The sequence below is a fragment of the Bradyrhizobium sp. USDA 4369 genome, assembly GCF_054056435.1.
In genome coordinates this window covers 5,464,789-5,489,053 of the sequence record NZ_JBSRYH010000001.1, presented here as the reverse complement: position 1 = coordinate 5,489,053, position 24,265 = coordinate 5,464,789, and the positions used below count along the sequence as shown (strand labels likewise).

26 protein-coding genes, 2 tRNA genes and 1 pseudogene are annotated in these 24,265 nt (G+C 65.8%); 13 read left to right on the top strand and 16 right to left on the bottom strand.

Annotation, left to right across the window (positions count from 1 at the left end; translation table 11 throughout):
* Positions 1-126: 126 nt before the first annotated feature.
* The gene (locus tag ACVIJ6_RS24900) at positions 127-357 is read right to left on the bottom strand and encodes a hypothetical protein (protein ID WP_456774861.1); all 231 of its coding nucleotides are present in this window, start codon (positions 355-357) and stop codon (positions 127-129) included.
* A gap of 178 nt (positions 358-535) precedes the next feature.
* Positions 536-621 (bottom strand) — tRNA-Tyr (locus ACVIJ6_RS24895).
* Positions 622-834: 213 nt separating this feature from the next.
* Between ACVIJ6_RS24895 and rlmB the strand changes: the two genes are divergently transcribed.
* A complete protein-coding gene (rlmB, locus tag ACVIJ6_RS24890) occupies positions 835-1,677 on the top strand; it encodes a 23S rRNA (guanosine(2251)-2'-O)-methyltransferase RlmB (RefSeq protein WP_456774860.1) in 843 nt (280 codons plus the stop codon).
* 55 nt (positions 1,678-1,732) lie between these two features.
* Here the strand turns inward: rlmB and ACVIJ6_RS24885 are convergent, their stop codons facing one another.
* The gene (locus ACVIJ6_RS24885; protein ID WP_456774859.1) at positions 1,733-2,194 is read right to left on the bottom strand and encodes a hypothetical protein; all 462 of its coding nucleotides are present in this window, start codon (positions 2,192-2,194) and stop codon (positions 1,733-1,735) included.
* A gap of 66 nt (positions 2,195-2,260) precedes the next feature.
* On the bottom strand, positions 2,261-2,722 hold the full coding sequence (locus ACVIJ6_RS24880) for a hypothetical protein (protein ID WP_456774858.1): 462 nt from the start codon (positions 2,720-2,722) through the stop codon (positions 2,261-2,263).
* Positions 2,723-3,006: 284 nt separating this feature from the next.
* Between ACVIJ6_RS24880 and ACVIJ6_RS24875 the strand changes: the two genes are divergently transcribed.
* Together ACVIJ6_RS24875 and ACVIJ6_RS24870 are read left to right on the top strand one after the other, a co-directional pair.
* Complete coding sequence (locus tag ACVIJ6_RS24875; protein ID WP_456777077.1) at positions 3,007-3,537, top strand: hypothetical protein; 531 nt, start codon at positions 3,007-3,009, stop codon at positions 3,535-3,537.
* 208 nt (positions 3,538-3,745) lie between these two features.
* Positions 3,746-3,820 (top strand) — tRNA-Thr (locus ACVIJ6_RS24870).
* Positions 3,821-3,863: 43 nt separating this feature from the next.
* On the opposite strand, the gene ACVIJ6_RS24865 is transcribed toward ACVIJ6_RS24870, so the two are convergent.
* The 3 genes from ACVIJ6_RS24865 to ACVIJ6_RS24855 all read right to left on the bottom strand — a co-directional run bounded on the left by ACVIJ6_RS24865 (position 3,864) and on the right by ACVIJ6_RS24855 (position 6,127).
* Positions 3,864-4,463, bottom strand: a complete 600-nt coding sequence (locus ACVIJ6_RS24865) for a DUF2147 domain-containing protein (RefSeq protein ID WP_456774857.1) — start codon at positions 4,461-4,463, stop codon at positions 3,864-3,866.
* Positions 4,464-4,693: 230 nt separating this feature from the next.
* A complete protein-coding gene (locus ACVIJ6_RS24860) occupies positions 4,694-5,359 on the bottom strand; it encodes a DUF3313 domain-containing protein (RefSeq protein WP_456774856.1) in 666 nt (221 codons plus the stop codon).
* A gap of 186 nt (positions 5,360-5,545) precedes the next feature.
* Positions 5,546-6,127: a TetR/AcrR family transcriptional regulator gene (locus tag ACVIJ6_RS24855; protein WP_456774855.1), complete on the bottom strand. Its 582-nt coding sequence runs from the start codon at positions 6,125-6,127 to the stop codon at positions 5,546-5,548.
* A 326-nt stretch (positions 6,128-6,453) separates the two neighbouring features.
* Between ACVIJ6_RS24855 and ACVIJ6_RS24850 the strand changes: the two genes are divergently transcribed.
* From ACVIJ6_RS24850 to ACVIJ6_RS24840, 3 genes are all read left to right on the top strand, one after another.
* The gene (locus ACVIJ6_RS24850) at positions 6,454-7,008 is read left to right on the top strand and encodes a hypothetical protein (RefSeq protein ID WP_456774854.1); all 555 of its coding nucleotides are present in this window, start codon (positions 6,454-6,456) and stop codon (positions 7,006-7,008) included.
* Positions 7,009-7,049: 41 nt separating this feature from the next.
* Positions 7,050-7,220, top strand: a complete 171-nt coding sequence (locus tag ACVIJ6_RS24845; RefSeq protein ID WP_456774853.1) for a hypothetical protein — start codon at positions 7,050-7,052, stop codon at positions 7,218-7,220.
* Positions 7,221-7,376: 156 nt separating this feature from the next.
* On the top strand, positions 7,377-7,625 hold the full coding sequence (locus ACVIJ6_RS24840; protein ID WP_012045127.1) for a hypothetical protein: 249 nt from the start codon (positions 7,377-7,379) through the stop codon (positions 7,623-7,625).
* Between the two features lie 215 nt (positions 7,626-7,840).
* On the opposite strand, the gene ACVIJ6_RS24835 is transcribed toward ACVIJ6_RS24840, so the two are convergent.
* From ACVIJ6_RS24835 to ACVIJ6_RS24820, 4 genes are all read right to left on the bottom strand, one after another.
* A complete protein-coding gene (locus tag ACVIJ6_RS24835) occupies positions 7,841-8,080 on the bottom strand; it encodes a DUF6719 family protein (protein ID WP_012045128.1) in 240 nt (79 codons plus the stop codon).
* A 206-nt stretch (positions 8,081-8,286) separates the two neighbouring features.
* Positions 8,287-8,997 (bottom strand): outer membrane protein, encoded by a 711-nt coding sequence (locus ACVIJ6_RS24830; RefSeq protein WP_456774852.1) that lies wholly within the window; start codon positions 8,995-8,997, stop codon positions 8,287-8,289.
* Positions 8,998-9,381: 384 nt separating this feature from the next.
* Entirely contained in the window at positions 9,382-9,825 is a 444-nt protein-coding gene (locus tag ACVIJ6_RS24825; RefSeq protein ID WP_456774851.1) for a hypothetical protein, read from the bottom strand.
* A 159-nt stretch (positions 9,826-9,984) separates the two neighbouring features.
* Entirely contained in the window at positions 9,985-10,374 is a 390-nt protein-coding gene (locus tag ACVIJ6_RS24820) for a hypothetical protein (protein WP_456774850.1), read from the bottom strand.
* A 290-nt stretch (positions 10,375-10,664) separates the two neighbouring features.
* Between ACVIJ6_RS24820 and ACVIJ6_RS24815 the strand changes: the two genes are divergently transcribed.
* Positions 10,665-11,210, top strand: a complete 546-nt coding sequence (locus ACVIJ6_RS24815) for a tetratricopeptide repeat protein (protein ID WP_456774849.1) — start codon at positions 10,665-10,667, stop codon at positions 11,208-11,210.
* A gap of 145 nt (positions 11,211-11,355) precedes the next feature.
* Positions 11,356-12,744: a serine hydrolase domain-containing protein gene (locus tag ACVIJ6_RS24810; protein WP_456774848.1), complete on the top strand. Its 1,389-nt coding sequence runs from the start codon at positions 11,356-11,358 to the stop codon at positions 12,742-12,744.
* Between the two features lie 112 nt (positions 12,745-12,856).
* On the opposite strand, the pseudogene ACVIJ6_RS24805 reads toward ACVIJ6_RS24810, so the two are convergent.
* Positions 12,857-14,447: pseudogene (locus ACVIJ6_RS24805) on the bottom strand (S10 family peptidase).
* A gap of 232 nt (positions 14,448-14,679) precedes the next feature.
* Here ACVIJ6_RS24805 and ACVIJ6_RS24800 point away from each other — a divergent pair.
* The 5 genes from ACVIJ6_RS24800 to ACVIJ6_RS24780 all read left to right on the top strand — a co-directional run bounded on the left by ACVIJ6_RS24800 (position 14,680) and on the right by ACVIJ6_RS24780 (position 20,119).
* Positions 14,680-15,363: a hypothetical protein gene (locus tag ACVIJ6_RS24800; RefSeq protein ID WP_456774847.1), complete on the top strand. Its 684-nt coding sequence runs from the start codon at positions 14,680-14,682 to the stop codon at positions 15,361-15,363.
* A gap of 12 nt (positions 15,364-15,375) precedes the next feature.
* Positions 15,376-17,529 carry a CHASE2 domain-containing protein gene (locus ACVIJ6_RS24795; RefSeq protein WP_456774846.1) on the top strand — a complete coding sequence of 718 codons (2,154 nt, stop codon included), beginning with the start codon at positions 15,376-15,378 and terminating at the stop codon, positions 17,527-17,529.
* Between the two features lie 226 nt (positions 17,530-17,755).
* Positions 17,756-18,535 (top strand): NAD kinase, encoded by a 780-nt coding sequence (locus ACVIJ6_RS24790; RefSeq protein WP_456774845.1) that lies wholly within the window; start codon positions 17,756-17,758, stop codon positions 18,533-18,535.
* A 335-nt stretch (positions 18,536-18,870) separates the two neighbouring features.
* Positions 18,871-19,416 (top strand): response regulator, encoded by a 546-nt coding sequence (locus ACVIJ6_RS24785; protein ID WP_006612921.1) that lies wholly within the window; start codon positions 18,871-18,873, stop codon positions 19,414-19,416.
* A 118-nt stretch (positions 19,417-19,534) separates the two neighbouring features.
* Positions 19,535-20,119, top strand: coding sequence for an Hpt domain-containing protein (locus tag ACVIJ6_RS24780; RefSeq protein ID WP_456774844.1), 585 nt, complete (start codon positions 19,535-19,537; stop codon positions 20,117-20,119).
* A 204-nt stretch (positions 20,120-20,323) separates the two neighbouring features.
* Here the strand turns inward: ACVIJ6_RS24780 and ACVIJ6_RS24775 are convergent, their stop codons facing one another.
* The 4 genes from ACVIJ6_RS24775 to folE form a co-directional block, all read right to left on the bottom strand.
* Positions 20,324-21,499 carry a DUF2336 domain-containing protein gene (locus ACVIJ6_RS24775; RefSeq protein ID WP_456774843.1) on the bottom strand — a complete coding sequence of 392 codons (1,176 nt, stop codon included), beginning with the start codon at positions 21,497-21,499 and terminating at the stop codon, positions 20,324-20,326.
* 440 nt (positions 21,500-21,939) lie between these two features.
* Positions 21,940-22,959, bottom strand: coding sequence for a lytic transglycosylase domain-containing protein (locus tag ACVIJ6_RS24770; protein ID WP_456774842.1), 1,020 nt, complete (start codon positions 22,957-22,959; stop codon positions 21,940-21,942).
* A gap of 138 nt (positions 22,960-23,097) precedes the next feature.
* Positions 23,098-23,526 (bottom strand): phosphoribosyl-AMP cyclohydrolase, encoded by a 429-nt coding sequence (hisI, locus tag ACVIJ6_RS24765; RefSeq protein ID WP_456774841.1) that lies wholly within the window; start codon positions 23,524-23,526, stop codon positions 23,098-23,100.
* Positions 23,527-23,555: 29 nt separating this feature from the next.
* Entirely contained in the window at positions 23,556-24,254 is a 699-nt protein-coding gene (gene folE / locus ACVIJ6_RS24760; protein ID WP_012045143.1) for a GTP cyclohydrolase I FolE, read from the bottom strand.
* Positions 24,255-24,265: the final 11 nt, after the last annotated feature.

The following is a 24,265-nucleotide window of genomic DNA, read 5'->3' as shown; positions in this document are numbered from 1 at the left end:
GATTGTTCTCTGCGTGCTGGCGTCTCCCCGCGAGGGAGCGCGCACAGCGAAGCAGCATGGCCATCGCGTTCGGCACGGACGAGAGCCTACAGTTCTATTTTTGAACTCGTCAAGGGACAATCGGTCTCAGGCCTGTGCCGCAAACAGGATGTCGCTATCGCTCATTCGGGCTACATGCGCCGCTTCGCGTGACTCGTACGACGTCGTCAAGATCTGCCTCGACGCAAGCGGCCGCCATCGTTTCGGATGTTCGTTCTGATTTCGAACCGAATGCGCATTGGGTCGCGGCAGGCTGCGGCTTATGACGATTTCGTCGATGATGCTGGTGAGGCCTCGCAAGGGCGGTCCGGCCGCCATGGTCTGCGCACTCCATCGTGGAGCTACGGGCCGTTGTCGCGAGTTGGGGATATCGTCGCCGCCGGAAGCTCACGGCGGATACCGTCAGATCACGTCCGAGCCCCCGATGCGATCCAGTCGACACGCTGCCGGCCCTCGGCGGCCTGTCGATGACTCGAGGTGTCACGAGGTGATTGGATGGTGGGGGAGGCAGGACTCGAACCTGCGAAGCCATGAGGCGGCTGATTTACAGTCAGCTCCCTTTGCCACTCGGGACACTCCCCCGTGTCGATGGCAGTTGAAGGCCGGCCGCGGAACAGCGGTTGGGGACCATCAGCGCCATGGAGACGGTAAGACCGCGGAGCCCAAATGAGGGGCGTGCGCGGCCGGGGCCCTTATGATCGAACCGCCCCCTCAAAGTCAACCAAGGACGACGATTTTTCCCGCCTCGGCGGTGCCAAATTGCCAGAATCCGTTCGCCGTGACAGAAGCTCTGGCATGAGCGACCGCGACCGAAAGCCCCCGTTTCCCCGCCAAGGCGGCAAATCTTCCAGCAAATTCGCCGGCAAGCCGCGCAAATTCGAGCGTCCGCAGCCGTGGCGGGACCGCGACCAGGGGTCAGATGGCCCTGTCATCCTCTACGGCTGGCACACCGTGACGCTGGCGCTCGGCAATCCGAAGCGCAGGATTCGCAAGCTGTATCTGACCGAAAATGCCGCGCACCGGCTCGCCGACGAGCGGATCGAGACCAGAGTGACGCCCGAGATCGTGCGTCCGAGCCAGATCGACCAGCGGCTCGGCCCGGACGCCGTGCATCAGGGCCTGCTCGCCGAAGCCGATCCCCTGCCCTCGCCCGACATCGACACGCTGGCGGCCGAGGGCATGATCCTGGTGCTCGACCAGATCACAGATCCGCACAATGTCGGCGCCATCCTGCGGTCGGCGGCGGCGTTCGACGTCAGGGCGATCGTGACCACCGCGCGCCACAGCCCGGAGGCCACCGGCGTGCTGGCGAAGTCCGCGTCCGGGGCGCTGGAGCTGGTGCCGATCATCACGGTGCAGAACCTCGCCCGCGCACTGAGCCGGCTCGACGAGCGCGGCTTCCAGACGGTCGGCCTCGACAGCGCCGGTCCGACCGACATCGCCGCGGTGGCGCTGCGCGAGCCGCTGGCGCTGGTGCTCGGGGCCGAGGGCAAGGGCCTGCGGCAGCTGACGCGCGAGACCTGCAGCGTTGTCGCCCGGCTCGACATGCCCGGCGCGATCAAGAGTCTCAACGTCTCCAATGCCGCCGTGCTCGCGCTCTATATCGGCGCGAGCCGGCTTGGATTGATGCCCAAATGACGAAACGCCCGCGCGCCGGAGCGCACGGGCGTTTGCGATCAGCTCAGCCGAAGGCTCAGTAGTAGCGGCGCAGCACGCGGTGGCCGCGATAATAGGACGAGGCGCCCCAGCGATAGGCGCTGCGGGGATGGCCATACACCATGGGAGGGGCGACGCGGGTCTCCTCATAGGCGTGGTGGCGATGGTGATAGCGATACACCGGGATCGCGCTCTCCTGGTAGACGGGATAAGGCGCGAACGCGCCCGGACCAGTGTAGGTCGGCCCCTGGTTGACGTAGTAATATTGATGCGTCGGCTCGGCGAGACGCTCGTAACGCACGCCGCAGCTGCCGCAGCCCGCCGCGCCATAGGCATAGCCGTAATGATAGCTGTAGGCCGGCTGATAGGCGACGCTCGGCGCGCACGGGCTCGCATAGCCGCACGGCGCACATGAGGAATAGCCGCAGGCCATCGCGGGCGCGCTGCCCGCAAGAGCGAGGCCGGCAATGCCGATAAGTCCTGAAATCACGCGACGCATTATCTTCTCCTGGATCTGCTTTTTTGTTTCGAACTACGTCAACTCAACCGGCGCATCAGGCTGCCGCTAACGTCGATAGGGCCGCGGTGGCGTATCGTAGCCGCGCGGCCCGCCCCGCTCCGGCGCAAGGATGACGGCGGGCGGATACATCGGCACCTGCGGTTCAGCCGGCTGCATCATGGATTCGGCGCCCCATGAGCGGGAATAGCTCTCGGCCGGCTTCGGCAGCTTGCGCTCGGCCGGCGGCTCGATTTCCATCCGGCCATAGCCCGGCTTCGATCCGAGACTCGGATAGTAATGGCCGACATGCGGCTCGGGCTCGACCGGCCGGCCGCCATAGATCGTGGGCTGCATGTAGTTGCCTCTGCCGAGACCGTACTGGCCTTCGACCACGGCGTAGGAGGCGTCGATGCCGTTGATGACGACGGGTACGCCGGGGCGCTGCGGAATCACGATCTCGAAGCCTTCGCTGGCGAGGGCGAGCGGCGCGGTGCCGATCAGAATCGCAATAGCTGCTGCAAAACGCATGAATTCCCGCCCCGGTTGCCCTACCAGAATTACCGCAGCGCGCGCTCCGATGGGTTAAGAGCACGGCTCAATCTGACGGTAAGCCTAACGCATCGGCCATTCATCCGAGTTAAAGCGTAAGGCGGCTTCACGACGGACGGTTAACGACTCATCATCATGCGAACGTGGTGGTGAACACCGTGCGCAAGCCGATCGCGCGCGTGGCCAAGCAAAAACATTGGGGGGCGGCGGAACATCACAACGATCACGTGCTTAGGAGTCGGGGCGCAACGACGGAGTTACAAATGATCAGATCGGCAATTCTCGGCGCTTCCCTTGTCGCGACGGCCTTGGCCGGCCCGGCGATGGCACGCGACATGCACCACCGTCACATGGCCCGCCACGACGCCGCGATGATGCAGCAGCGCGACGATGCGGGAATGATGCAACGGCGCGGCGATGCAGGGATGATGCAGCGCCGCGGCGATGCGGGCTGGAACAATGCCGGCTGGAACAACAACGGCTGGAATAATGACTGGAACCGCCGCAGCACGGGATTCTGGCCGGCCGACGTCGCGGCTGGCGCCGTTGGCACCGCTGCCGGCGTGGCTGGCGCGGCGATCGGAACCGCTGGCGCCATCGCCACAGCGCCGTTCCGCACCCCTGACGCCTATGCCTACGATGCCGGTCCCAATCGATTTGGCCAGCCGACCTATGACCGCGGTCCGAACGGCTATTACGGCGACTGGAACAGCTACGCCACCCGCAACGGCCTGGTCTGCCGTCCCGGCACCATGTTCAAGGGTAGCGACGGCGCGATGCACATCTGCCAATAACGTCCACCGCGGACAGCGTCGTAAAGGGCGGCCTCACGGCCGCCCTTTTTATGACCTGCAAGCGACCGCCAAGACGGTGTGACGGCAGTAGCCTCGATCGAACAACTCTGGTAGGAACACCGCGCTTCGAGGCTCGCGCCCGCGATTTGAGCGCGAGACCTCCGCGCCACTCGCGTCGCCTCTCATGGTGCGATTCCTGGCGCCATTCGCCGGCTTAGCTCAGCGGTAGAGCAGCGGTTTTGTAAACCGAAGGTCGGGGGTTCAATCCCCTCAGCCGGCACCATCGACCAGCGCCGCCGGATCAGGGCTCGGCCCGCAGCTCGCGCTCAATTTGCCTTCATCTTGATCGGTGCTGCTGCCGGGGGCTTGACGGCCGGAAGCGCCTTTGGCGCGGCCCATTCTGGATCGGCCACCGGTCCCCCGCCCTCGCCGGTGGTGGCGACGAGTTGACCCGGCACCAGATCCGTCGTCAGCACCCAGCCCTGGGTGGCGCAGAACAGGCCGAGCAGGCAGCCTTTGACGGCGAGCATCTTCGGGCCCTCGCGCCAGATCGAGACGCTGTAGGTCTTGCCGTCCTCGGCGTTATAGACCTCGCCGGCATGGCGGCCATCTGCGCTCAACTTCAGGCCCAGCAGCATCTGATGGCCGAGCAATGGCCGGCTGCGCCGCGCCGGATCAGGGTTCAGCCGGTCGCGGAATGGCTGCCCCTTGGCGTCGACCGTCTCCTTCATCCAGACCACGTAGCCGCAAATGCGATCGATCATCGCGCCACAGCGTTCGATCCGGATCCGGGCGCGGCCGTCCTCCGTCAGCCAGGTGCCAAGCGGATCGCTGACGGGCGCGGCATGACCGCGGCCCTCCGCCATGGACAGGAGCAGGCTGACGACGATGCGCAGACCGACGCGCAAGACGAATCTCAATGTCATGTCCAGGACCCTCATTGTCTCCACCGCCTCGAGCCAGGCACTCGGGCGGCGCTTGCGATATTGCGGCCGGGGTGCCGCCCTGCAGCCCGGCTGATCGTCTGTCGCGATGCCGCGCGACCTCATCGCGATGCCGGTGCCTTCGATTCCAAGCCCTGCCCGAAGCCCTGCGCCCCCAGGCGCGGCACGACGCGGCAGGCACTGACATGCGCGCGCCGGCGCCCGGCGGCCGCTCACTGCAGCTGGGCGACCAGGGCATCGGCGCCCTTGTCGATCCCGGCTTCGGCGGCCGCGAGCGCGCCGACACTGGCCTTGATGTCGTAGGGGGTGGGATATTGCTTGCTGACGAAGGCGTTCAGTAGCCGGCCATCGGCGGCATCGAAGATCTCCGCGGCGTAGAACACCGATCCGGTGAGCAGGCCCTCGCCATCGCGCGCACTCTGCACGCCGTTGTAGACGGCGCCGGCGAGATCGAAGCGCGAGGCCGTGCCGAGCACCGGCGTGTTGGCGACCGCGCCCGTCAAAGTGAGCCGCACCCGCAGCGTGTTCGGGCCGCGCCGATGGACCGGCCGGAAGCGCGCCGACAGGCTGTCCAGGAAGCGCATCCGCATGTAGCCGGCGAGCCTCGCTTTGTCCGCCTCTGACATGTCGCCGAACTGGTGGTCCCTGCCGCGATAGATCACGACGGGATCGAGCATCACCTTGTCGTAGCTGCGCCAGTCGGCAGGCGCGCTGTAACGATAAGGCATCCGCCCCGAGGCATCGGCGGCGTTCGGCGCGAGATAGCGCGCCGATGCCACCTCGGAATAGGCTACCGGCGTCACCGTATTGCAGCCGGCGCAAAGCCCGGCCACGGCGACCGCCACAATACGGGACGCGCGGACTCGAACCGTCATCATCATCTCCCTTGCATGCTCCGGATGTTGCAAGCACAACCATCGCCATCAATAAAACCGACTAGACGGTTTGTAAAGAGCAACGATCTCCTCGAGAGAATCCCCCCGTTCCTGCCCTCTTCCTGCAAGGCGTGCTGGGCGGCTGCATGCCGGTGAAAGACCGGGCAGCTCCCGGCCGAGCGCCGGGGCTCAGCGCTGAGGATCGGCCTGCGCGAATCCGGCCCATTGCCGGTCATCGAGCAGCCGGGCGAATAGCCGATCCAGCTCCGCCTGCTCCAACGGCGAGACCCGCAGCATCGCCATCAACGCCAGCCCCCGCGCCGCCGCCCAGCGGAGCACGGCGAGATCGGCGTCTTCAGCCTCACCGCGGATCTCGGCCACCCTCTCGCCATCCTTGGTGCGGGCGTCGGCGAGCAGACCGGGCTCCTGAGCGAGCGCGCCCAGCATGGCCTGCGCCACCGAATATTGCTGGGCGATCAGTTCGCGCGAAATCGCGATCTGCGTGGCCAGTTCAGGCTGGTTTGTCGCTGGTCCTGCTTCAGCCCTGAACTTGCGGGCGAATTCGTCGAAATGCGCGAATTGCTGTTCAAGCAGAGCCTTAAGCACAGCCTCCTTGTTGGGAAACTGGTGCATCAGCCCCCCCTTGCTCAGCCCGCTCTCGCGCGCGATCGCGTCGAGCGTCAGCCGCCCCGGCCCATCGCGAGCGATGATGGTGAGAGCGGCGGTGAGCGCGGCCTTGCGCGACCGCTCGGAGCGCGACGGGTTGTCCATTGGGAAATTGCGGGGTGCGCCGGAGGCGTCCAGGTTGCGAGCTGCAGGCGTCCCGACGTCCGGGCTGCCCTGGCACGTCATGACGAGAGCCACCCTGCTCTGTCAAGCCGAGCAGAAAAAGCCTATATGCACGGGAACCATCTCAACGCGCTTTGCGTTGAGCGTACCGCTTTGGGTAGACGGCCTCCATGGCCGCCTCAAGTGTGGCGATATTGTTGCCACATCTCATAGCCGGCTCTCATTTGTCCCCAGAAGCTGCTGGTAGGTCAGCTTGATTTGAATCTCGGGCTTTGCTGCAATTGTGGCAGCGACGGGGGATGAGCGTGATGACCTGGAAGGAAGATCGCGACGCCTTGATCGCGCAGACGATGGCGTTTGTGCAGGCGGTCACCGGCAAGCCGGCTGATTTCTCGCAGTTCGAATTGCCGTCTGCGACGACGAAAGCACCGATCTCACCACAACCGCCCGTCACCGCACTCCCCGTCAGCGCACTGTCCGTCACACCGTTGCCTGATACGGCGCGCACCGCGTCGACGACGGCCGCACTGGCGTCCTTGGCTCCCGCTCCGGAGTGGCGCGAGCCGCCGCGTGACGTCCCCGAGCGATCGGGCCAGGCTGAGCCGTCCGATCTCAACCTCACAGCGGACGCCGAGACGCGTCGCCTCGATCTGACGCGGGCAGATCGGCCGCTGCGGGAGGCCTTCACCAGCATCGCCTCACAGCTTGATCTGCAGCGCGACATGCAGGCGGAAATTCGCGCCCGGGTCGCCCGTTTCCGGGCTCACCAGGAGCGCTTCAATCGTGAGCGCCAGGAATATTTCAGCGCGACGCTGGAACGGCTGAAGGCCTCGGCCGCCGGGACCGTGATCCCCGAGGATTGAGGCGGCCCGCAGCGCCGCCTGTCTTGAACCACCACGCCGCCATGACGATCGAAATGAAGCCGGACATCGACGTGCTTGCGCTACAGCCAGGCGCACAGCAGCGCCACATTGGCGACAAAGGCGAGCAACAGCCCAAAGGCGAGCGTGAGCTGGATCCGCCCGCAAAAGATGTGGAGATCGGTTCCCATGGCTTAACCATCTGGCGATTCTAGCCCGGGAGTCCCACGCTTTATTTTTCCAAAAATTTAGGACTCGTTTACGACTCGGACGAACCGAAAAGGCCGCTTTCCGGCCCAGAACACGCCTGTCTCTTGCTGCAACCGCCATTCATCCTCGGTTCATCCTTCGCCTCTTTGGAGCTGTTTGGAATGCCCTATGCCCTGTTCTGTAACGAAGCCAAGTTGAGCAAGGCCTATCCAACCGAGGGGGATGTCTGGAGATTAGCGCGGCAGAGCGGGCTTGTGGTTGACGTGACGATCAGCGCCCGCCGATCATCGGTGCATCTGCAGCTCGACAATGATTACGAGATCCGGGCCTGCGCCCCGGAGCCGGAGGAAGATCCCTGGCAGAACCGCGCCGAAGCCGAGCAGGAGTTCAACATCCCATTCGCGTCCTGACGCGCAGGTGATCGCGCGCCGAACACTTGTCGTTCAGACGCGCGAAGCATGCCCGGAACGACCGGTCGCTTCGCGCTTGGCGTCGGTGAGACCGCGCGCGATACAGCAGCCAATAGCGGGATGCAGCCTGTATCGGGATAAAGCGAATCGCCGGGCAGCCCTGGGAGCAGCCCGCCGGATAGTCGCCATGAAGGCAGACCCTTACGACGCAGACCTTACGGCGTCGCAGTTGCCAGCGAAGCGGTTTCGGCCGGGAGGGCGACACAGGAGCGCTTGCGGCTGACGCCGCGGATCGCCCCGGTCACCTTCAGCACCTTCCCTGACGGGCAGGATGCGGCTTGCACCAGCGCGACCTCGTAAGGCGCCAGCATCAACGGTTCGGACTTCAAGACGGTCTGGGCGGAGCACGGCAAAGCAGCCGCGGACAACAACAGCACGGACACCAAGATACGCATTTGGGATGATCCATCAAACCGGCGGACTCATAATAACAACTCGTGTCGAAAGTTTCACGACGGTGTGAAATTTTTTTTGCAGTGCGTGAGCGTCTTCGAAACCACCGCCCCCGCGCCCCGCCGGACAGCAAAACGCCCGCGGCTTGCGCGGGCGTTTCCAAATCCTTGACGTCCATATCGCCGGCCCCTGGGGGCCCGCGACGCGGTCAGTACTTGCTGGTCGGGCCACTCCACCCAAAGCGATAGTTCACACCGACCTTGACGGTATGCTCGTCGCTGTTGAAGCGGCTCCCCACCACCGGGGCTGGACCTCCCGTAAAGGTGGTATTGCCAAAATTATAGTACTGATACTCGGCTTTGGCTGACCAGTTCGGCGCAAACATGTATTCCAGGCCGCCGCCAACGGTATAGCCATCCTTGGTGTTGCCGCTGGTGGTGAACCCGGCGGGCACGCCGGCGACGTTCACGCCGAGCGCATTGCCGTCACGCCAAGCATAACCGCCCTTTGCATAGAGCAGCGCCGGTCCCCAGGTGTAGCCCAGCCGGCCGGTGACCGAGCCGAGCTGATTGGCCCCGGTCGAGCTCACCACCGTGGCCCCCGGGAAGCCGAAATTGGTCGTGTTGCGATCCATCCAGCTGTACTGGGCCTCGATACCCAGCACCCAATTCGGCGCGAACTGGTAATCGAACCCGCCCTGGACGCCCCCGAGGAAACGGCCGTTATTGCCCTCCAGGCTGTTGTTGCCCGCGAAGGCGCCGCCGAGATGACCGCCGATATAGAAGCCGGTCCAATTATAGATCGCCTGTGGCGGGGTGTAGACCGGCGCCTTGGTGTAGGTGCGGGCCGGCATGTCCGCGGCGAATGCCGGCGCAGCCAAAGCAGTCAAAGCCACTGCACTCAAAAAAACGCGTTTCATGGGACGTCCCCGTTCTTCATTTGCGACATCTATCGAACATCATGGCCGCATTTGGGTTGCCCGATGGCGGTGACGCAGCTGTGATTGGTCCGCGCATGTCACCAGCGAGCAACAAAGGCCTTTTGTTCCATAGGCTTCCCGAATATTTCGTGAAGCTGCACGCCACCCCCGATATTTGGTCGAGATGAGGCGGCAAAGCGTTTGAACCCGTCTCGCAGTTGTGATCGCCAAGCCGCCCCGACAAGCCCCTGCGACGACGTGGCAGAGATGCAAAGCTGCAGGGAGCGAGCAGCCCGCCAAGCCTGCCCGCGGCCCCCGTCTGTTGCTTCCGCCAGTGCCGATCGGCGCCCGCTCATCCGGGCAACGGCGGCGATGTGACGGGCGCTACCGGGTAAGGCTGGCCAGTTCGGGAAACGCAACATAGGTCGATCCGGCACAGAGCTCACCGGCCTCCTCGATCAGGCGATCGAAACGGCCGTCCACGAACACCGCCGCGCGCTCTCGCGGCGAACGGTAGCTCCCGTCGGACTCGCGCGCCGCAAAGCGCAGACAGCTGACATAGCGCAGGCGCCCGCCGACGGTCCTTTGCACAGGCTCTGCCATCACGCCGTCGCGCACACCGACCGGATTGTTCAGATAGGTTTTGAGATAGGCCAGGATTTCACTGCGGTAGTTCGGCGGAAAAGGCTGGGTGCCGACGCCGCGATCGCCCGTGTAGGAGATGCCGCGGCTATCCTCGCTCATGAACGCCGCGGGACCGCCGCTCGCACATCCCATCAGCAGCAGCGCCAGCAACGCCGGCCACCAGCTCGTTTTCCCTATGCCCAAAGCGCCCGACCCTGAAGACCTCTCCGCGGGTGCTTCTAGCCCAAAGCAGGCCGCGAGCCTATCCGTCACGCCTCACACTGGCGTCAGCCGGCTGCCGCCGGCCGCGCCCAGGGCGCTCCGGCGGCAGACTCCACTCTATCCGTGGCCAGGGATCGCCGCTCACCCGCGGCGGGTCGCCTGGGTCACGCGCTTGAGGCTCAGCTTGGCGTGGGCCGACTTCTTCACGGCGGCGTGCGAGACCTTCACGTTGTGGTGATGGCGCAGGTGAGCAACATGGCGATGCTTGTGACGGAGCAGCGACGCATGAGGCTTGCCCTTCGCCTTGTCGACGGCCGGCTTCATCTCGTTGCTCTTGTCGCCGGCCTGCGTTCCGCCGGCAGGCTTGGAGGCATCGGTCTTCGTCGCCTCGGGCTTCGTTGCATCGCTCTTGGCCGTGCCCGTGGTCTGGGTGGACTTCGCCGACGTATCGGTTTTTGCAGGACCAGCGGCGAAGGCAGGCGCAGCCAGGATGGAAGCGGCGAGCAGCGCAACGGACATTTTCTTCAGCATGGTCGTCTCCGTGATGTGAAGATCTGGAGGCACCATCCCGTCTGGATGGGCTCGTGATCATGGAAACGACGATAAGGAACCGGCACTGAACCCACCCTGAAGTAAAGCGGGGATTTCGGTTCATCGACATGAAGGGATGGTCATCGAGATGACTAGCCTGTCACCAAGTGGCCAGTATAATGCACCGATCGCGGCGCAAAATCCGCGCAAATGGCCGGGAATATTTCGCAGCTGCGGAAGTTCTTCTCCGCATGCAGTCACCTGTTGGATCGACAACTCGGGAGATACGAATGAAAAAGTCTGCGATCAGGATCGCCACGCTGGCGCTGTTCTCGATGGCCGTGGCCTCCGGGCCGCTGCTTCTGTCGAAGGCCTATGCCGCGGGCAGCGACACCCCGTCGTCGCCGCCGGCCTCGGATTCGTCCAAGAAGAAGAAGGACAAGAGCTCGAGCATCGAAGATCCCAAGTTCCTCGCAGCCTATCGCACGGCCTACACCTCGATCTACGACCGCGGCGACTACACCACCGCGATCGAACAGCTCAAGGCGCTGAACCGTGAGGACGTCGCCGACGTCGCCAACCTCATCGGCTATTCCTACCGCAAGCTCGGCAACTACCAGGCCTCCAAGCAGTATTACGAGCAGGCGCTGGCGGATGATCCGAACCATGTGCGCACCTGGCAGTATTACGGCCTGTGGCAGCTCGAACAGGGCAACCGCGAGCAGGCCAAGTACCACCTCGACAAGGTGGCGCAGCTCGCCGGCACCAACAGCGCCGAATATCGCTCGCTGGCCGACGCGCTAGCGAAGCAGCCGGGCACCGGCCTCGTCTACTGAGACGCGATCGGCCAGAGCCGATCTCGACAGTGGCGCAACCCGAAAGGGTTGCGCCATTTTCGTTTGTCCATCGCCGCTTGTCGGCTAAGGAGGAGCGATGGCTGCAGGCCATTTTCATTTCGTCTTTTGAACGGGAGATTGCCTCGTGGAGCCCTGGCTCGGTGCCGCCCTCGGTTACATCAAGGATTGGCTGGCGTTCCAGGTCGAGGTCTCCGACCAGCCGGGCTGCATCCTCGCGATCGCTCATCGCGGCGAGATCGTCCTGGAGGCAGCCTTTGGCTACGCCAATCTCGACAGCGGCGAGAAGCTGACGCCGCGGCATCGCTTCCGGATCGCCTCGCATACCAAGGCGTTCACGGCCGCCGGCATCATGCGGCTGCGCGAGCAGAAGCGGCTGAAGCTGGATGATCCGGTCGGCGACTACGTCAAGGATCTGCATCCGGACGTCGCCACGGCCACGCTCAGCCAATTGCTGTCGCATACAGCGGGCCTGATGCGGGACGGCGCCGATTCCGGGCAGTTCACCAATGGGCGGCCTTACCTCGACAAGGACGAACTGCTGACCGAGCTGAGGCTCGCGCCGGCGATCGAGCCAAACAGCCGCTTCAAATATTCCAACCATGGCTATGGCCTGCTCGGTCTCGTGATCGAACAGATCACCGGCGAGCCCTACCCGGCCTGGCTGCAGCGCGAGATCATGACGCCGCTGGGCTTGCGCGAAAGCGCACCCGACATGACGCTGCTTGGGAAGAGCGTCCCGTTCGCCCGCGGACATTCGCGCACCGTACCGGTGGGCCGCCGCGTGGTCATTCCCGGCGACAACCCGACCCATGCCATCATGGCCGCCGCCGGTGTGGTCGCCACCGCCGCCGACACCGCGCGCTTCTTCGCCCAGCTCGCGCCCAACGCGAAAAAGAGCCTGCTGTCGGTCGCAAGCCGCCGCGAGATGATCCGCCGGCAATGGCGCGTCCCGCAGGATGTCGAGGAAGCCTATTACGGCCTGGCGCTGATGAGCGGCACCACCGCGGGCTTCGACTGGTTCGGCCATGGCGGTGGCTTCCAGGGCTACATTTCGCGGACCTCGGTGATCCCCGCGCGGGAGATCGCGATCACCGTGCTGACCAACGCCATCGATGGCTGGGCGCCCGGCTGGGCCAACGGCGTCAAGTTCATCCTGCAGGCCTTCGCCACCCATGGCGCGCCCTCGCGCACCACCCGTGACTGGACCGGACGTTGGTGGACGCTCTGGGGCGCCGTCGATCTCGTGCCTTTCAACACGCAGGTGATGGTCGCCAATCCGGTGTTCATCAACCCATTCCTGGATGCCGCCCGCATCGAGGTCACCGGCCGCGACACCGGCCGCATCGTGCAGGCCTCCGGCTATGCCAGCCATGGCGAAGCGGTGAGACGTGTCCGCACCAAATCCGGCGTCAGCGAGATCTGGCTCGCCGGTGCGCGGGTCCGCCCCGAACGCGTGCTCCGGGCGGAAATGGAACGCAAATACCCGAAGGGCCGCCGCACGAAGGGGACCTAGCTGCGATAGTCCGGATGAGCGTAGCGACGTCCGGGGTCAAGCCATGCGCGACGCTCCCTCCAGCGTCATTGCGAGCGCAGCGAAACCCTCCCGCATTGGCGACTGGCCTGCCCTACTTCATCAGCGCCTCGGCCTCGGCGCGGAACGCCTGCCGTGCGTCGTCGCGCGAATAGAACATGTGGCCGCCCGGATAGACCACGAGCTTCACCCGCGGTGGCCGCGCGAAGGCGGGCAATTGGTCGAGCAGGATCTTGGAGCCGTAATACGGCGTCGCGAGGTCGAACAGACCATGGCCGACCAGGAGCTTGAGCTTGGGATCGAGCGCGAGGATCTGCCGAAGTTCGCTGGTCGACTCCGGCGGGCTGATGCCGCGGCCGAAATCCCAGGAGCGGTTCACCGCCGCGCTCAGAAGTTCGTAGGATCCGTCGGGCCGCCAGTTCAGCTTGCGAGTCGTCAATTCGACGGCCGCGCTGGTGAGCGGCGCCGTCAGCACATCGCCGGAGGGATCGGCGCTCCGTGATCGGCTCGAATCCGGATAGGGATCGATGCCCAGCACCGAGCCGTCATAGCGGCCGGCGATGCGGCTGTTCTTGCGATCGAACTCGCGGCGAAACTCGGAGACGTCGAAGCGCCCGGCCAGCCTGCGACTGACCGCCGGGTCGATCCCGGTCAGGCTCGCCACTTTGTCGGCGAGCCGGTTGGTCGCATCCATATCGGCCTCGCCCTTGACGAGATCGAGCAGGAAATCGCCGCTGGCGTAACGCTCGACATCGGCAAGATCAGCGCGGGTCACCGGTCCCTTGAGCTGCTTCGCCACGGCGGCATAGCTTGGCAGGCTGGCGACATATTGCATCAGGCTCGAGCCGGAATAGTCGCGGAAATCCATCAGCGGCGACAGCAGGATCAGGCCATTGATGCCGATGCCCTGATCGTGCTGCAGGTTGTTCACGATCTTCGGACCGCGGATGCCGCCATAACTCTCGGCCGCGATGAATTTCGGCGAGGCCAGCCGGTCGTGCTTCTCCAGCCAGCGGCGCATCACCAGCGCCAGCGAGCGCACATCGCCATCGACCGAAAAGAAGCGCTTGCGGACCTCGTCGCCGGACGCGACGAAGCGGCTGTAGCCGGTGCCGACCGGATCGATGAAGACAAGATCGGTGAAATCGAGCCAGGTGTCGGCATTGGGCATCAGATCAGGCTTCGATGAGGGCGTGATGCTGGCCGCATCGATCGAGATCCGCCACGGACCGGCGTTTCCGAGCTGCAGATAGGCCGAGGGACGCGCCGGGCCCGCCATTGAAGAAGAACGTGACCGGGCGGCTGGCGCGCGCGGTGCCTTCGAGCTGATATGAGGTGTAAGCGACGTCGGCCTGCGGCTCGCTCTTGTCGTCGAACAGGCGGATCGATCCCGCCGTCGCGCTGAAGGAGAGCGTGCGGCCGGGCAGTTCGATCGTCTGGCTGGTCGTGGAATCCGCCGGCAGCTTGTGCTGATCGGCGGTCGACGGCGAGGCCGGCGCGTTCGCGGCGCGGTTGCCGGCGGAACCGCTGCGCGGGCCGCTGCCGGACGCCGCGTGCTCCTGCGCCGCTGCTGGCGCATCCTGGGCATGCAGGGCCGGGCCGGCAACCATGAGCGCCAGGGCCAACACCGCCAGACCCGAGACCACCAGACCCGGCCGCACGACCACCGACTTCAAACCCGCCATCAACTCACTCCCTCAGCTGCGCATCAACGCGGTCGCGATCTCATGCAACGCATCAACCGCGGCTTGGGACCAACCTCAACCAACTCTTCCGTGATCCAGGTCACATCGGGGCGATGCCTGTTGCCCCTGGGTATGCTATGCGCTCGAACCTCTCGATCCCCTCCGACGTCCCACCACTGGGACAGCTGCGGTTGGGGACAAGGCGCCGCCGGTTGCGATCACGGAGCTCATCATGAAATTACCGACGTTCATCGTCGCAGCCCTGGCCGGGCTCGCCGCACTGGCTCCTGCCGGGCCGCAGGCCGCTTGGGCCGGGCCCGCCGCCGCCCTGGTCGAGGACGTCCAGGGTGAGGTCGCCGGCGCCGAGCTGATGGATTACGTCGCGCCCGGACAGGTCATCAAGCTCGGCCCCGATGGCGCGGTGGTCATGAGCTATCTCAAATCCTGCCGCCGCGAGAGCGTCAGCGGCGCCGGCAGCGTCACGGTCGGCCCCTCCGAGAGCAAGGTCGACGGCGCGACGCTCAAGAGCGACATCGTCAATTGCGACGCCAGCCACGCGCAGGCGACCTCCCGCGAGACCAGCGAAGTCGCGGCGACGATCGTACGCAGCGTCGGGCCGGACAGCGCGCCGGTGGCACAGGCGGTCATCTACGGCGCGTCGCCGATCTTTGAAGCCAAGGGCCGCGGCACCCTGATCGTCGAGCGCATCGACCAGCCCGGCGAGCGCCAGCAGGTCGAGCTCTCCGGCCGGCAATTCAAAGGCCGCTTCTACGATTTTGCCGGCACCAGCCACCCTCTGACTCCGGGTGGCATCTATGCCGCGAGCTTCGGCCCGTCCCGGATCGTCTTCAAGGTCGACGCACAGGCCAAAGCGGGCCCCGGCCCTGCGGTCGGGCGGTTGATCCGGCTCAACTGAGACTGAACGCAGGTGGCGGTGGCGATCGGACGCCGGACGCGCGACGCGCTCGCCGTGATCGCCATCGCGCTGGCCTGCGCGGCGTTGTTTGCGTCGCCCGCCTTCGACCGCGCCCGCGGCCTGTCGCTGGATGCGCTGACATGGCTGCGCTTCGAGGCCTTCGGCAACCGGCACGACGCCGCAACAAGTCCGGCGGTGGTGGTCGCCATCGACGAGGAGAGCTACCAGGCGGCGCCGTTCAAGGGCGCCCCGCTGCTGACCTGGACCGGCGAGATCGGCCGCGTCCTGACCGCGCTGCTCGACGGCGGCGCCAAGGTGGTCGGCTTCGACATGGTGTTCCAGACCTCGATCGAGCAGTCCGAAATTCCGCTCGGGGACGCCACGCTCGGCGAGAAGACCCGCGGCTTCGACCGCGATTTCCTGCGCGCGCTGGCGGCTGCCGCCGGCGGCGGCAAGGTCGTGCTCGGCGAGATCTTCGGCGAGCCGCCGATCCTGCCCGCTCCCGGCCAGCGCATCGCGGTGCGCCAGCAGCAAAATCTGCGACCGCTCAACACCTACACCGACAGCGACGATGTCGTCCGCCGGCACCCGCTGACGCTGTCGGCCGAAGGCAAGGCTGTGCCGAGCATGGCGCTGGAACTGGCGGCGCGCAGCCTCGGGCTCGCGCCGCGCATCGCGCCCGATGGCGTGACGCTCGGCGACTACACGGTCCCCGGCAGCGTGGCGGGCACCATGACGCTGAATTTCGCCGGCGGCGCGCAGGATATCCCGACCTATTCCTTCGCCGATCTGCGGAGCTGCGCGCTGAAAGGTGACAAGGACTATTTCCGCCGCGAGTTTGCCGGCAAGGTCGTCCTGATCGGCACCGTCGGCATCGAGGATCGCCGGCTGACCTCCAAGCGGTTCGCGACCCGGGCGGAGGGGGCGCGGCGGCCCCGCTGCGTGCTGGGCGAGCGCGCGGTGCCCCAGAGCTTCGCGCGCAGCACGATTGCCGGCGTCTACATCCACGCGACCGCGGTAAACAACCTGGTGAGGCAGGATGCCGCGGTCGAGCTGAAGCGGCCCGCGGTGGTCGCGATCGCCGCCGCGCTGGCGCTGTTGGCCGCGGCGCTCGCCCGCGTGCTGCGGCCGGCCTCTGCCGCCGCGATCCTGGCGCTGCTGGCCGTTCTCTACACCGCGCTGGCCACCGCCCTCTTCAATCACGCTTATGCGCTGCCGCTTGCGGAGCCGCTCGCAGCCGGCGTGCTCGCGCTGGCAGCCACCACCGGCTATCGCTTCATGGTCACCGACAAGGACCGCAGGCTGCTGCAGAAGAGCTTCGCGTATTATCTGGCGCCGCGCGAGATCGAGCGCATGCTGGCCTCGCGCCGCCTGCCGCAGCTCGGTGGGGAGACCCGCGAGGTCACCGTGTTCTTTTCGGACATTGAGGGCTTCTCGCGCATCGCCGAGCAGATGTCGCCGGAACAGCTGATGGCGTTGACCAACCAATATCTGTCGGCGATCACGGACGTGATCGAAAGCCATGACGGCTATGTCGACAAATATATCGGCGACTCCGTGGTCGCAATGTTCGGTGCACCGCTCGATGACCCCGACCATGCGCGAAGCGCCGCGCGGGCCGCGCTCGACTGCCGGGCCAGGCTCGCCGAGCTGAACCGCACATCGACGGCGTTCCAGGGCATCAAGGTGGCGCAGCGCATCGGCATCAACAGCGGCGCCGCGCTGGTCGGCAATTTCGGCTCGCAACGGCGTTTCAACTATTCGGTCATGAGCGATGCCGTGAACGTGGCATCGCGGCTCGAAGGCGCCAACAAGTTCTACGGCACCACAATCATCGCCTCCGACAGCACCGTGAAGCTCGCGGGCGACGAATTCGCCTGGCGCGAGCTCGACACGATCCGCGTCAAGGGACGTGAGCAGTCGCTGAGCATCTACGAGCTGCATGGCCGCGCCGACGCGCTGACGCCTCAGGACCGCCGCCTGCTCGACGGTTACGCCGCCGGTCTTGCACATTGGCGCGCCGGAGAGCTTGCGCAGGCTGCGGAGTGCTTTGCTGCTGCCGCGCCGGTCGACACGCCCAGCGCGTTGTTCGCCGCCCGCGTCACCGCCGCCTGTCAGGTCGGCCCCGCCGCCTGGGACCCGGTGCGCGCGCTGCAGGAGAAATGAGAGGTTTTTGGAATGACAGGCTTACGAAATGACAGGCCGATGACACGCTCTTGGCCGAAATGAGCGACAGCTGGCGCGCAACGCGCGGGCGTCGGCGTCGTCATTCGGCCACGCCGACGTTCCCCCGCCGCATTGCCGCCCTACCGCTCCCGATGGACAAGGACCGCCAAGGTCGGCTAGACGACACGGCGCCTTACCGGCAACCGACCAGCGAGCCCTGCGACGCATGACCACGCCCAAGCGATATGAGCGGATCGCCTTCGTCGCGAGCCCGAGTGCCGAGGCCCAGGCCGCGCTAACGCAGCTCACCGCCCTCTATGGCAATGCCGATCCGGATCTCGCCGAGGTGGTGGTCGCGCTTGGCGGCGACGGCCTGATGCTGCAGACGCTGCACGACCATATGCGCTCGGGGAAGCCGATCTACGGCATGCATCGCGGCACGGTCGGCTTCCTGATGAACGAGTTCAGCACGCACGACCTGCATGGGCGGCTGGCGGCGGCGCAGGAATCGGTGATCCACCCGCTTTTGATGCGGGCCACCGATGCCAGCGGCGTGGTCCACATTCATCACGCCATCAACGAGGTCTATCTGTTCCGCCAGACCGCGCAGACCGCGCGGCTGCGCATTCTGATCGACGAACGCGAGCGCATGCCGGAGCTGATCGCCGACGGCGTGCTGGTGGCGACGCCGGCCGGCTCCACGGCCTATAATCTGTCGGTGCAGGGTCCGATCCTGCCGATCAATGCAGCGCTGCTGGCGCTGACCCCGATCAGCGCCTTCCGGCCGCGGCGCTGGCGCGGCGCCCTGCTCCCGAACACCGCCTATGTGATCATCGAGGTGCTCGAAGGCGACAAGCGCCCGGTGGCGGCGGTGGCCGACCATGACGAGGTCCGCAACGTCCTGCGCGTCGAGGTGCTCTCCGACAAGACGATCTCGATGCGCATGCTGTTCGACGCCGGTCACAGCCTGGAAGAACGGATCCTGAGCGAACAGTTCGGGTATTAGCGGCAAGCCCGTCGCCCCTGGCACGGATGGCCGACAGCCGATGCCCGCAGGACGCGGGCGATCGCGAGATCCGGGCCGACGTCTCGTACCAGGCGACATCCCTCCACGCGTCATTGCGAGCGCAGCGAAGCAATGCAGAGTCCCGCCCACGACTCTGGATTGCTTCGCTGCGCTCGCAATGACGGAGAGAGAGAGTCGTGAGAAGCTGGCGAGCGTGGTGCGTGCCGTCGCCGCGCGCCCGAAACAGGCCGCGCCGCAACGCTTTGTTAACCCGGCACTCCGTATGGTTAATGCGCGTTGAGCACCGTCACCGGTGATGCCTTCAGGCCGACCAAATGTATCGCATCGACTTCAACAAGCTGCGCTTCCTCGTCTGCGACGACAACCCGCATATGCGCCGTATCCTGCGCACGCTGTTGCACTCCTTCGGCGCCCGCGAGGTCAATGAAGCCGAGGACGGCGCCACCGCGCTCGAAATGTACACCCATTTCTCGCCCGATATCGTGATCACCGATTGGGCGATGCCGATCTTCGACGGCCTGGAACTGGCGCAGATGATTCGCCAGCCGGAAGCGAAGGGCAATCCTTATGCCCCGATCATCATGCTGACAGGGCATTCGGAGAAGCGCCGCGTGACCGTGGCGCGCGATGCCGGCGTGACCGAGTTTCTGGCCAAACCGATCTCGGCCAAGGGCCTCTACCAGCGCATTCTCAACGTGGTCGCCAATCCCCGGCCCTTCATCAAGACCAAGACCTATTTTGGACCGGACCGGCGCCGCAACACCAACACCGCCTATATCGGCCCCGAGCGCCGCGTCGGCGGCGAGGCGGAGATCTTCCAGCAGCCGTCACTTCTGGATAAAGCGCGCTCCGCAGTTTGAAGCCGCGGCAGTGAGCCTCTGTTAACGGCGTCCGGGAATCGCGGACCAGCGCGCCCGCATCCTCGGCTATTGTTCACGTCACTCAGAGTGCGCTGGTCGGCATACGCAGGACATCGAGATGGCGAAAGACAAAGCCCCGGCGATCCAGGTCAAGAGCTATCCCACGCATCATGTGATCACCCAGCCCAATCCGCTGAAGAAGGTGCTGAGCCGCGCGGAGGAGAAGGATCTCGATGATCCCGTCGCGCGCGCCGAAGCCGCGCTCGCCGGATTGTCCGGCGAGTTCAAATCATGGATGGACACCGAAGCCGAGCGCCTGACGAAAGCCTACACGGCCGTGCTCAAGACCGGCTTTGACGACGACGCCTGCGAGGAGATGTTCCGCGCCGCCCACGACATCAAGGGCGATGCTGCGACCTTCGGCTATCCCGCCGCTGCCGAGGTCGCCGACAGCCTGTGCCGGATCATCGAGCATGCGCCCGATCTCGACAAGGTCCCCGCCGAACTGTTCGAGCATCACGTCAACGCCGTCCAGGCGATCGTGCATGATCACACCAGATATCACAGCCCCACTGTCGCCGCCGAGCTGAGCCGGCGGCTCCGCCGCGTCGCCGACGACTATCTGATCCAGGTGAATCGCAACCGCCCGGAGCATCTGGAAGCGATCCTGGCCCCGAGCCTCGTGCCGAGTGATCTGCCATAGGCTGACGAGCAGAGCATCGGCGCCGAAAATTCTGAACCTTCGCTGCGTTTACAATGACGATGGGCAGACTGCGAAGCCCCGGATGAGCGCAGCGACGGTCTCACGCGCTCCTCGTGAGGTCCCGGATGTCGCTCCCGCCTGCGCCCCTTTAAGGCGCAGCCGTCCGCTCATCCAGGCTACAACACGACGGCACGGAGCCAGGTTTCAGGCCGCGATCAGGCCGAACTCCAGTCCGGCGACGAAATCCTCCGCGATCACCTCGTCGCAGAATTCGCGGGCCTCGTCGCGGGCGGATTCGGTGGCGAAGCGGCGCAGCAGGATCAGAAGCGGCTCGGCGGCGTCGCGATCGGTCGCGCAATGCGTCAGCACGCGTTCGACCATCTTACGGCGCAGGATGGCCGCGCCGCTCAACGTATCGGCAAACCCATTCTCGCGGCAGACATCCAGCGCGATGGCGAAGGCCTCGAAGGTGGTGTCGGGAATCCCGGCCTTGCGCAACAGCCCCTGCAGACTGGCGCGGCCGCGATCGTTGAGCAGCGACGACACCCGCGCGCGCGGCATGTCGGCGAGCTCCGACAGCGCGGTCTCGAACAATTCGACATTGCCCGACAGCAGCGCGCGCAGGATGAGGCCGGCGGTCAGTTGCGCCGTCGCCCGCAGATGCTGGACGAGGCCACGCAGCTCCTCGCCTCCCGACCGCGCGGCAATCGTGATCGTCGAGCGGTCGCGCGCCTCGCTGGTGATGCGCCCTGCCCTGTCGGCGCTGAGCCAGTTCCGGGCGACCACGAACTGCGCCAGAGTCTCGGAGAGCTTGTCGACCAGCGCCGCACGGGTCGCGGCGGGCAGATCGTCCAGCACCAGCATGGCTTCGCGGATCGCGGCGAGATGGCCGTGGCGCTCGACGATGCGGTCCCAGGAGAACGGCGGCAGTTCGGCATAGGCGTTCTCGATCAGTTCGAGCGCGGCCGCCGCGCTGCCGACTTCGGCGATGGCGGCACAGACCGGCGCCGGCAGGCCGATCCGCCGCGCCACCGCGCATTGGGTCTCAGAATTGCCGGTCGCGACGATGTCGACGAGGTCGGCATCGATCAATAGCGGCGAATGTTCGAGGATGATGGCCGCGACGGACGGCTGGTCGGTGGCGAGCGCCTGAACGATGGCGGCCGGTGCATCCGCCGAGCGGGCGAACACGTCCGCCATGGCCTGGCGCACCAGCGGCGACGGATCGTCGAGGAGCATCAAGAGCGCGCCTTCGGCGGCACCCCGATCCTCATCAGAGAGATCCGACAGCAACCACGCGCGGGCCAGAGCCCGGGTGGCCTCTGCCCGCTCACCGGCGGGCGCGGTTCTGACCCAACTGAGAAACTGCCGAACGATCATGGTCTTTCCGGCTTACGCAACTTGCAAAACAAGGCCACGAGGGCCTCAACAGCACCGAAAATAAACCACGACGCTTAACAAAGCGTTCACCATAAGTAGCTGGTTTTGTTGATGTTTTGTTAAGACCGGGCATAAAATCCGCCTTATGATACCGTTCGACGTACCGTTTTGCCGTAATTGGACGGGGAAAATGCGGCTGCAAGCGGCGGCGCAGAGCGCAACCGAGCGGCAAACACGCATCTGTTGATCAAGTGGGCCTGTCGCCGCACGGCGTTCGGCCAGCGCCCCCGCCGCGCCCGGCGGCCAGGAGGATGCGCCGTCAGTCAGCCAAACAACGATCGTCCCGCCATGACCAGGACATCACTCCCCCCGGGCGATCCAGTGCGGACCGGAACGAGGTCGCTTTGGCTCTCGCGCGGGCTCAGCCAAGCCCCCGGCCTCTAGCCTTCGCCCGAGAAAGTCCCGCTGGGATCGCTGAACAGATCGAGCCGGCGCGACGCGCTGGTATTGGTATTGCTGCCCTCACCCGCGGCATTGGCCGCGGTGGACCCCGACGAGCGGCCCCACAATTCGCGCACGGTCGCGGAGACCGCTTGGTTCGACTGGCCGTCGACCTGGAACAGCGAACGAAATGTCGGATCCGCCGGCCGGTTCGCGCTCGATGCGTCGGCGGTGACGGCCGCACCGGACCCCCGCGCGTCCGGGAACATCGACAGGAAGGTCGCGGTGTCCGTGGTCGGCAGCGCGCCGCCGCCCGCCGCATTGGCGGACGTCCCGCCGCCATAGAGCGCCAGCGCGCCGCGGGTTGTCGAGGAGTTGGCCGCACCGGCATAGCGCGTGTTCAGGACCGAATAGACCTGGCCGACGCTGCGCGCCTGGCCGTCGCGATCATAGAAGATGGACCGGTTCGCCGCAGCGGCACTGGGAAAGAGTTGGGCCGCTGACGCGTTTGGCGTTTCCTGAGCGCTGGTGATCAGCTTCGCGGCCCCGCCGACCCCCATGAAATGCGCCATATAGAGTTCGGCATCGGTCGGCCGCCGGCCGATCTTGGCCGTCAGCTGGAAGCTGTTGGATTGCGTCAGCGCGGCCGCCATGGCCGACGACGCCTGCGGATCGTCGCGCAGCTTCATGATCGCCTGTCGCATCGCCGGATCGCTGACCGTGTAGTCGCCGGACGAGGTCTTGGTGATCGCGTCGGCATATTGGCCATAGCCGAGATCGGGGCCGGCTTCCTTGACGGTGCCGAGCCAGGTCTGGTCGATGAACTGGTAGAGCCCGCGCGCCGAAGACGTTGATGCCCCTGCGGTCGGGTTGAAATCCGACTCCATCTTGGCGGTCGACAGCAGATATTCGAAGCTGGCGCCGACGCTGTCGGCCGCCTGCTTGATCGCGCCGGCAACCCGCGCGCGGACGCCGTCGAGAATCCCGGTTGGCGATGAGTTGGAGGCGTCGACCGACATGAGATGACCCGCTGTTTGGCAGACGAACGCGCCGGAAACATCAGGCAAAATGCGGCCGTTATGGTTAATGCTCGGTTAACCCGGCGGCCGGATCAGGCCAATGGACGAGCCGTGCGCCACCGCAGGCAGGTCTCTGACCTACTTGCGATAGACCGCATCGGGATCGAACAGCCTGTCGGCATCGACGAAGACGAGACGAGCCCCGCCATCCGCTTCGGTCCGCTCGACCCGGCGATAGAAGCAGGAGCGACGCCCGGTGTGGCAGGCCGCCCCGGTCTGCTCGACACGCAGCCAGACCGCGTCCTGGTCGCAATCGGTCCGCATCTCGATCACGCGCTGGGTCTGCCCCGAACTCTCGCCCTTCCGCCACAAGGCGTTGCGCGAGCGGCTGAAATACCAGGCCTCGCCGGTCGCGACCGTGCGGCGCAGGGCCTCGTCGTTCATATGGGCGACCATCAGCACGTCGCCGGTCGCAGCATCGGTGGTGACGCAGGTGACGAGGCCGCCCGCGTCGAATTTCGGCAGGAAGGCCAGGCCCTCCTCGCGCTCGGCTGAGGATGAAGACAAGGGACTCTCGCTTGAAATCCTGGGGCAGCTCACCGTTGCGGCGAGCGCACCATCGACAGGAAACGGCTCTGCTCGGCCGGATTATCGCGGAACATGCCGGTGAAGCGGCTGGTGAAGGTCACCGCGCCATGCTTGGCAACGCCACGCACCGACATGCAGGTGTGCTCGGCCTCGATCATCACGGCAACGCCGCGCGGCTTCAGCACCTCGTCGATGGCCGCCGCGATCTGCGCCGTGAGATGCTCCTGCGTCTGCAGGCGGCGGGCGAAGATATCGGTCAGGCGCGCCAGCTTGGACAGGCCCACCACCCGCTCGACGGGCGTGTAGGCGATATGCGCCTTGCCGTAGAAGGGCATCATGTGATGCTCGCATTGCGACGTGAACTCGATGTCGCGAATCAGCACGAAATCGTCATAGCCGGCAGTTTCGCCGAAGGTGCGGTCGAGCACCTCGGCCGGGCATTGGTGATAGCCCTGGTACAGCTCGTCATAGGCTTCGACGACGCGGCGCGGCGTATCGACCAAGCCCTCGCGGGTCGGATCCTCGCCGATATAATTGAGCAGGGTATAGACCGCGGCCTCAGCCTCGGCGCGCGACGGCCGGGGGCGATCAGCCCGCACAGCGGCGGCCAGGAACTCGGCCGGGTCGAGCTCCGCAGCTCGGGCGTTGGCCTCGGACGGCTTGGTCTCCGGCTTGTTCGCGCGCAGCGTCTTGATCAAAGTGTCCATCTCATCTCCGT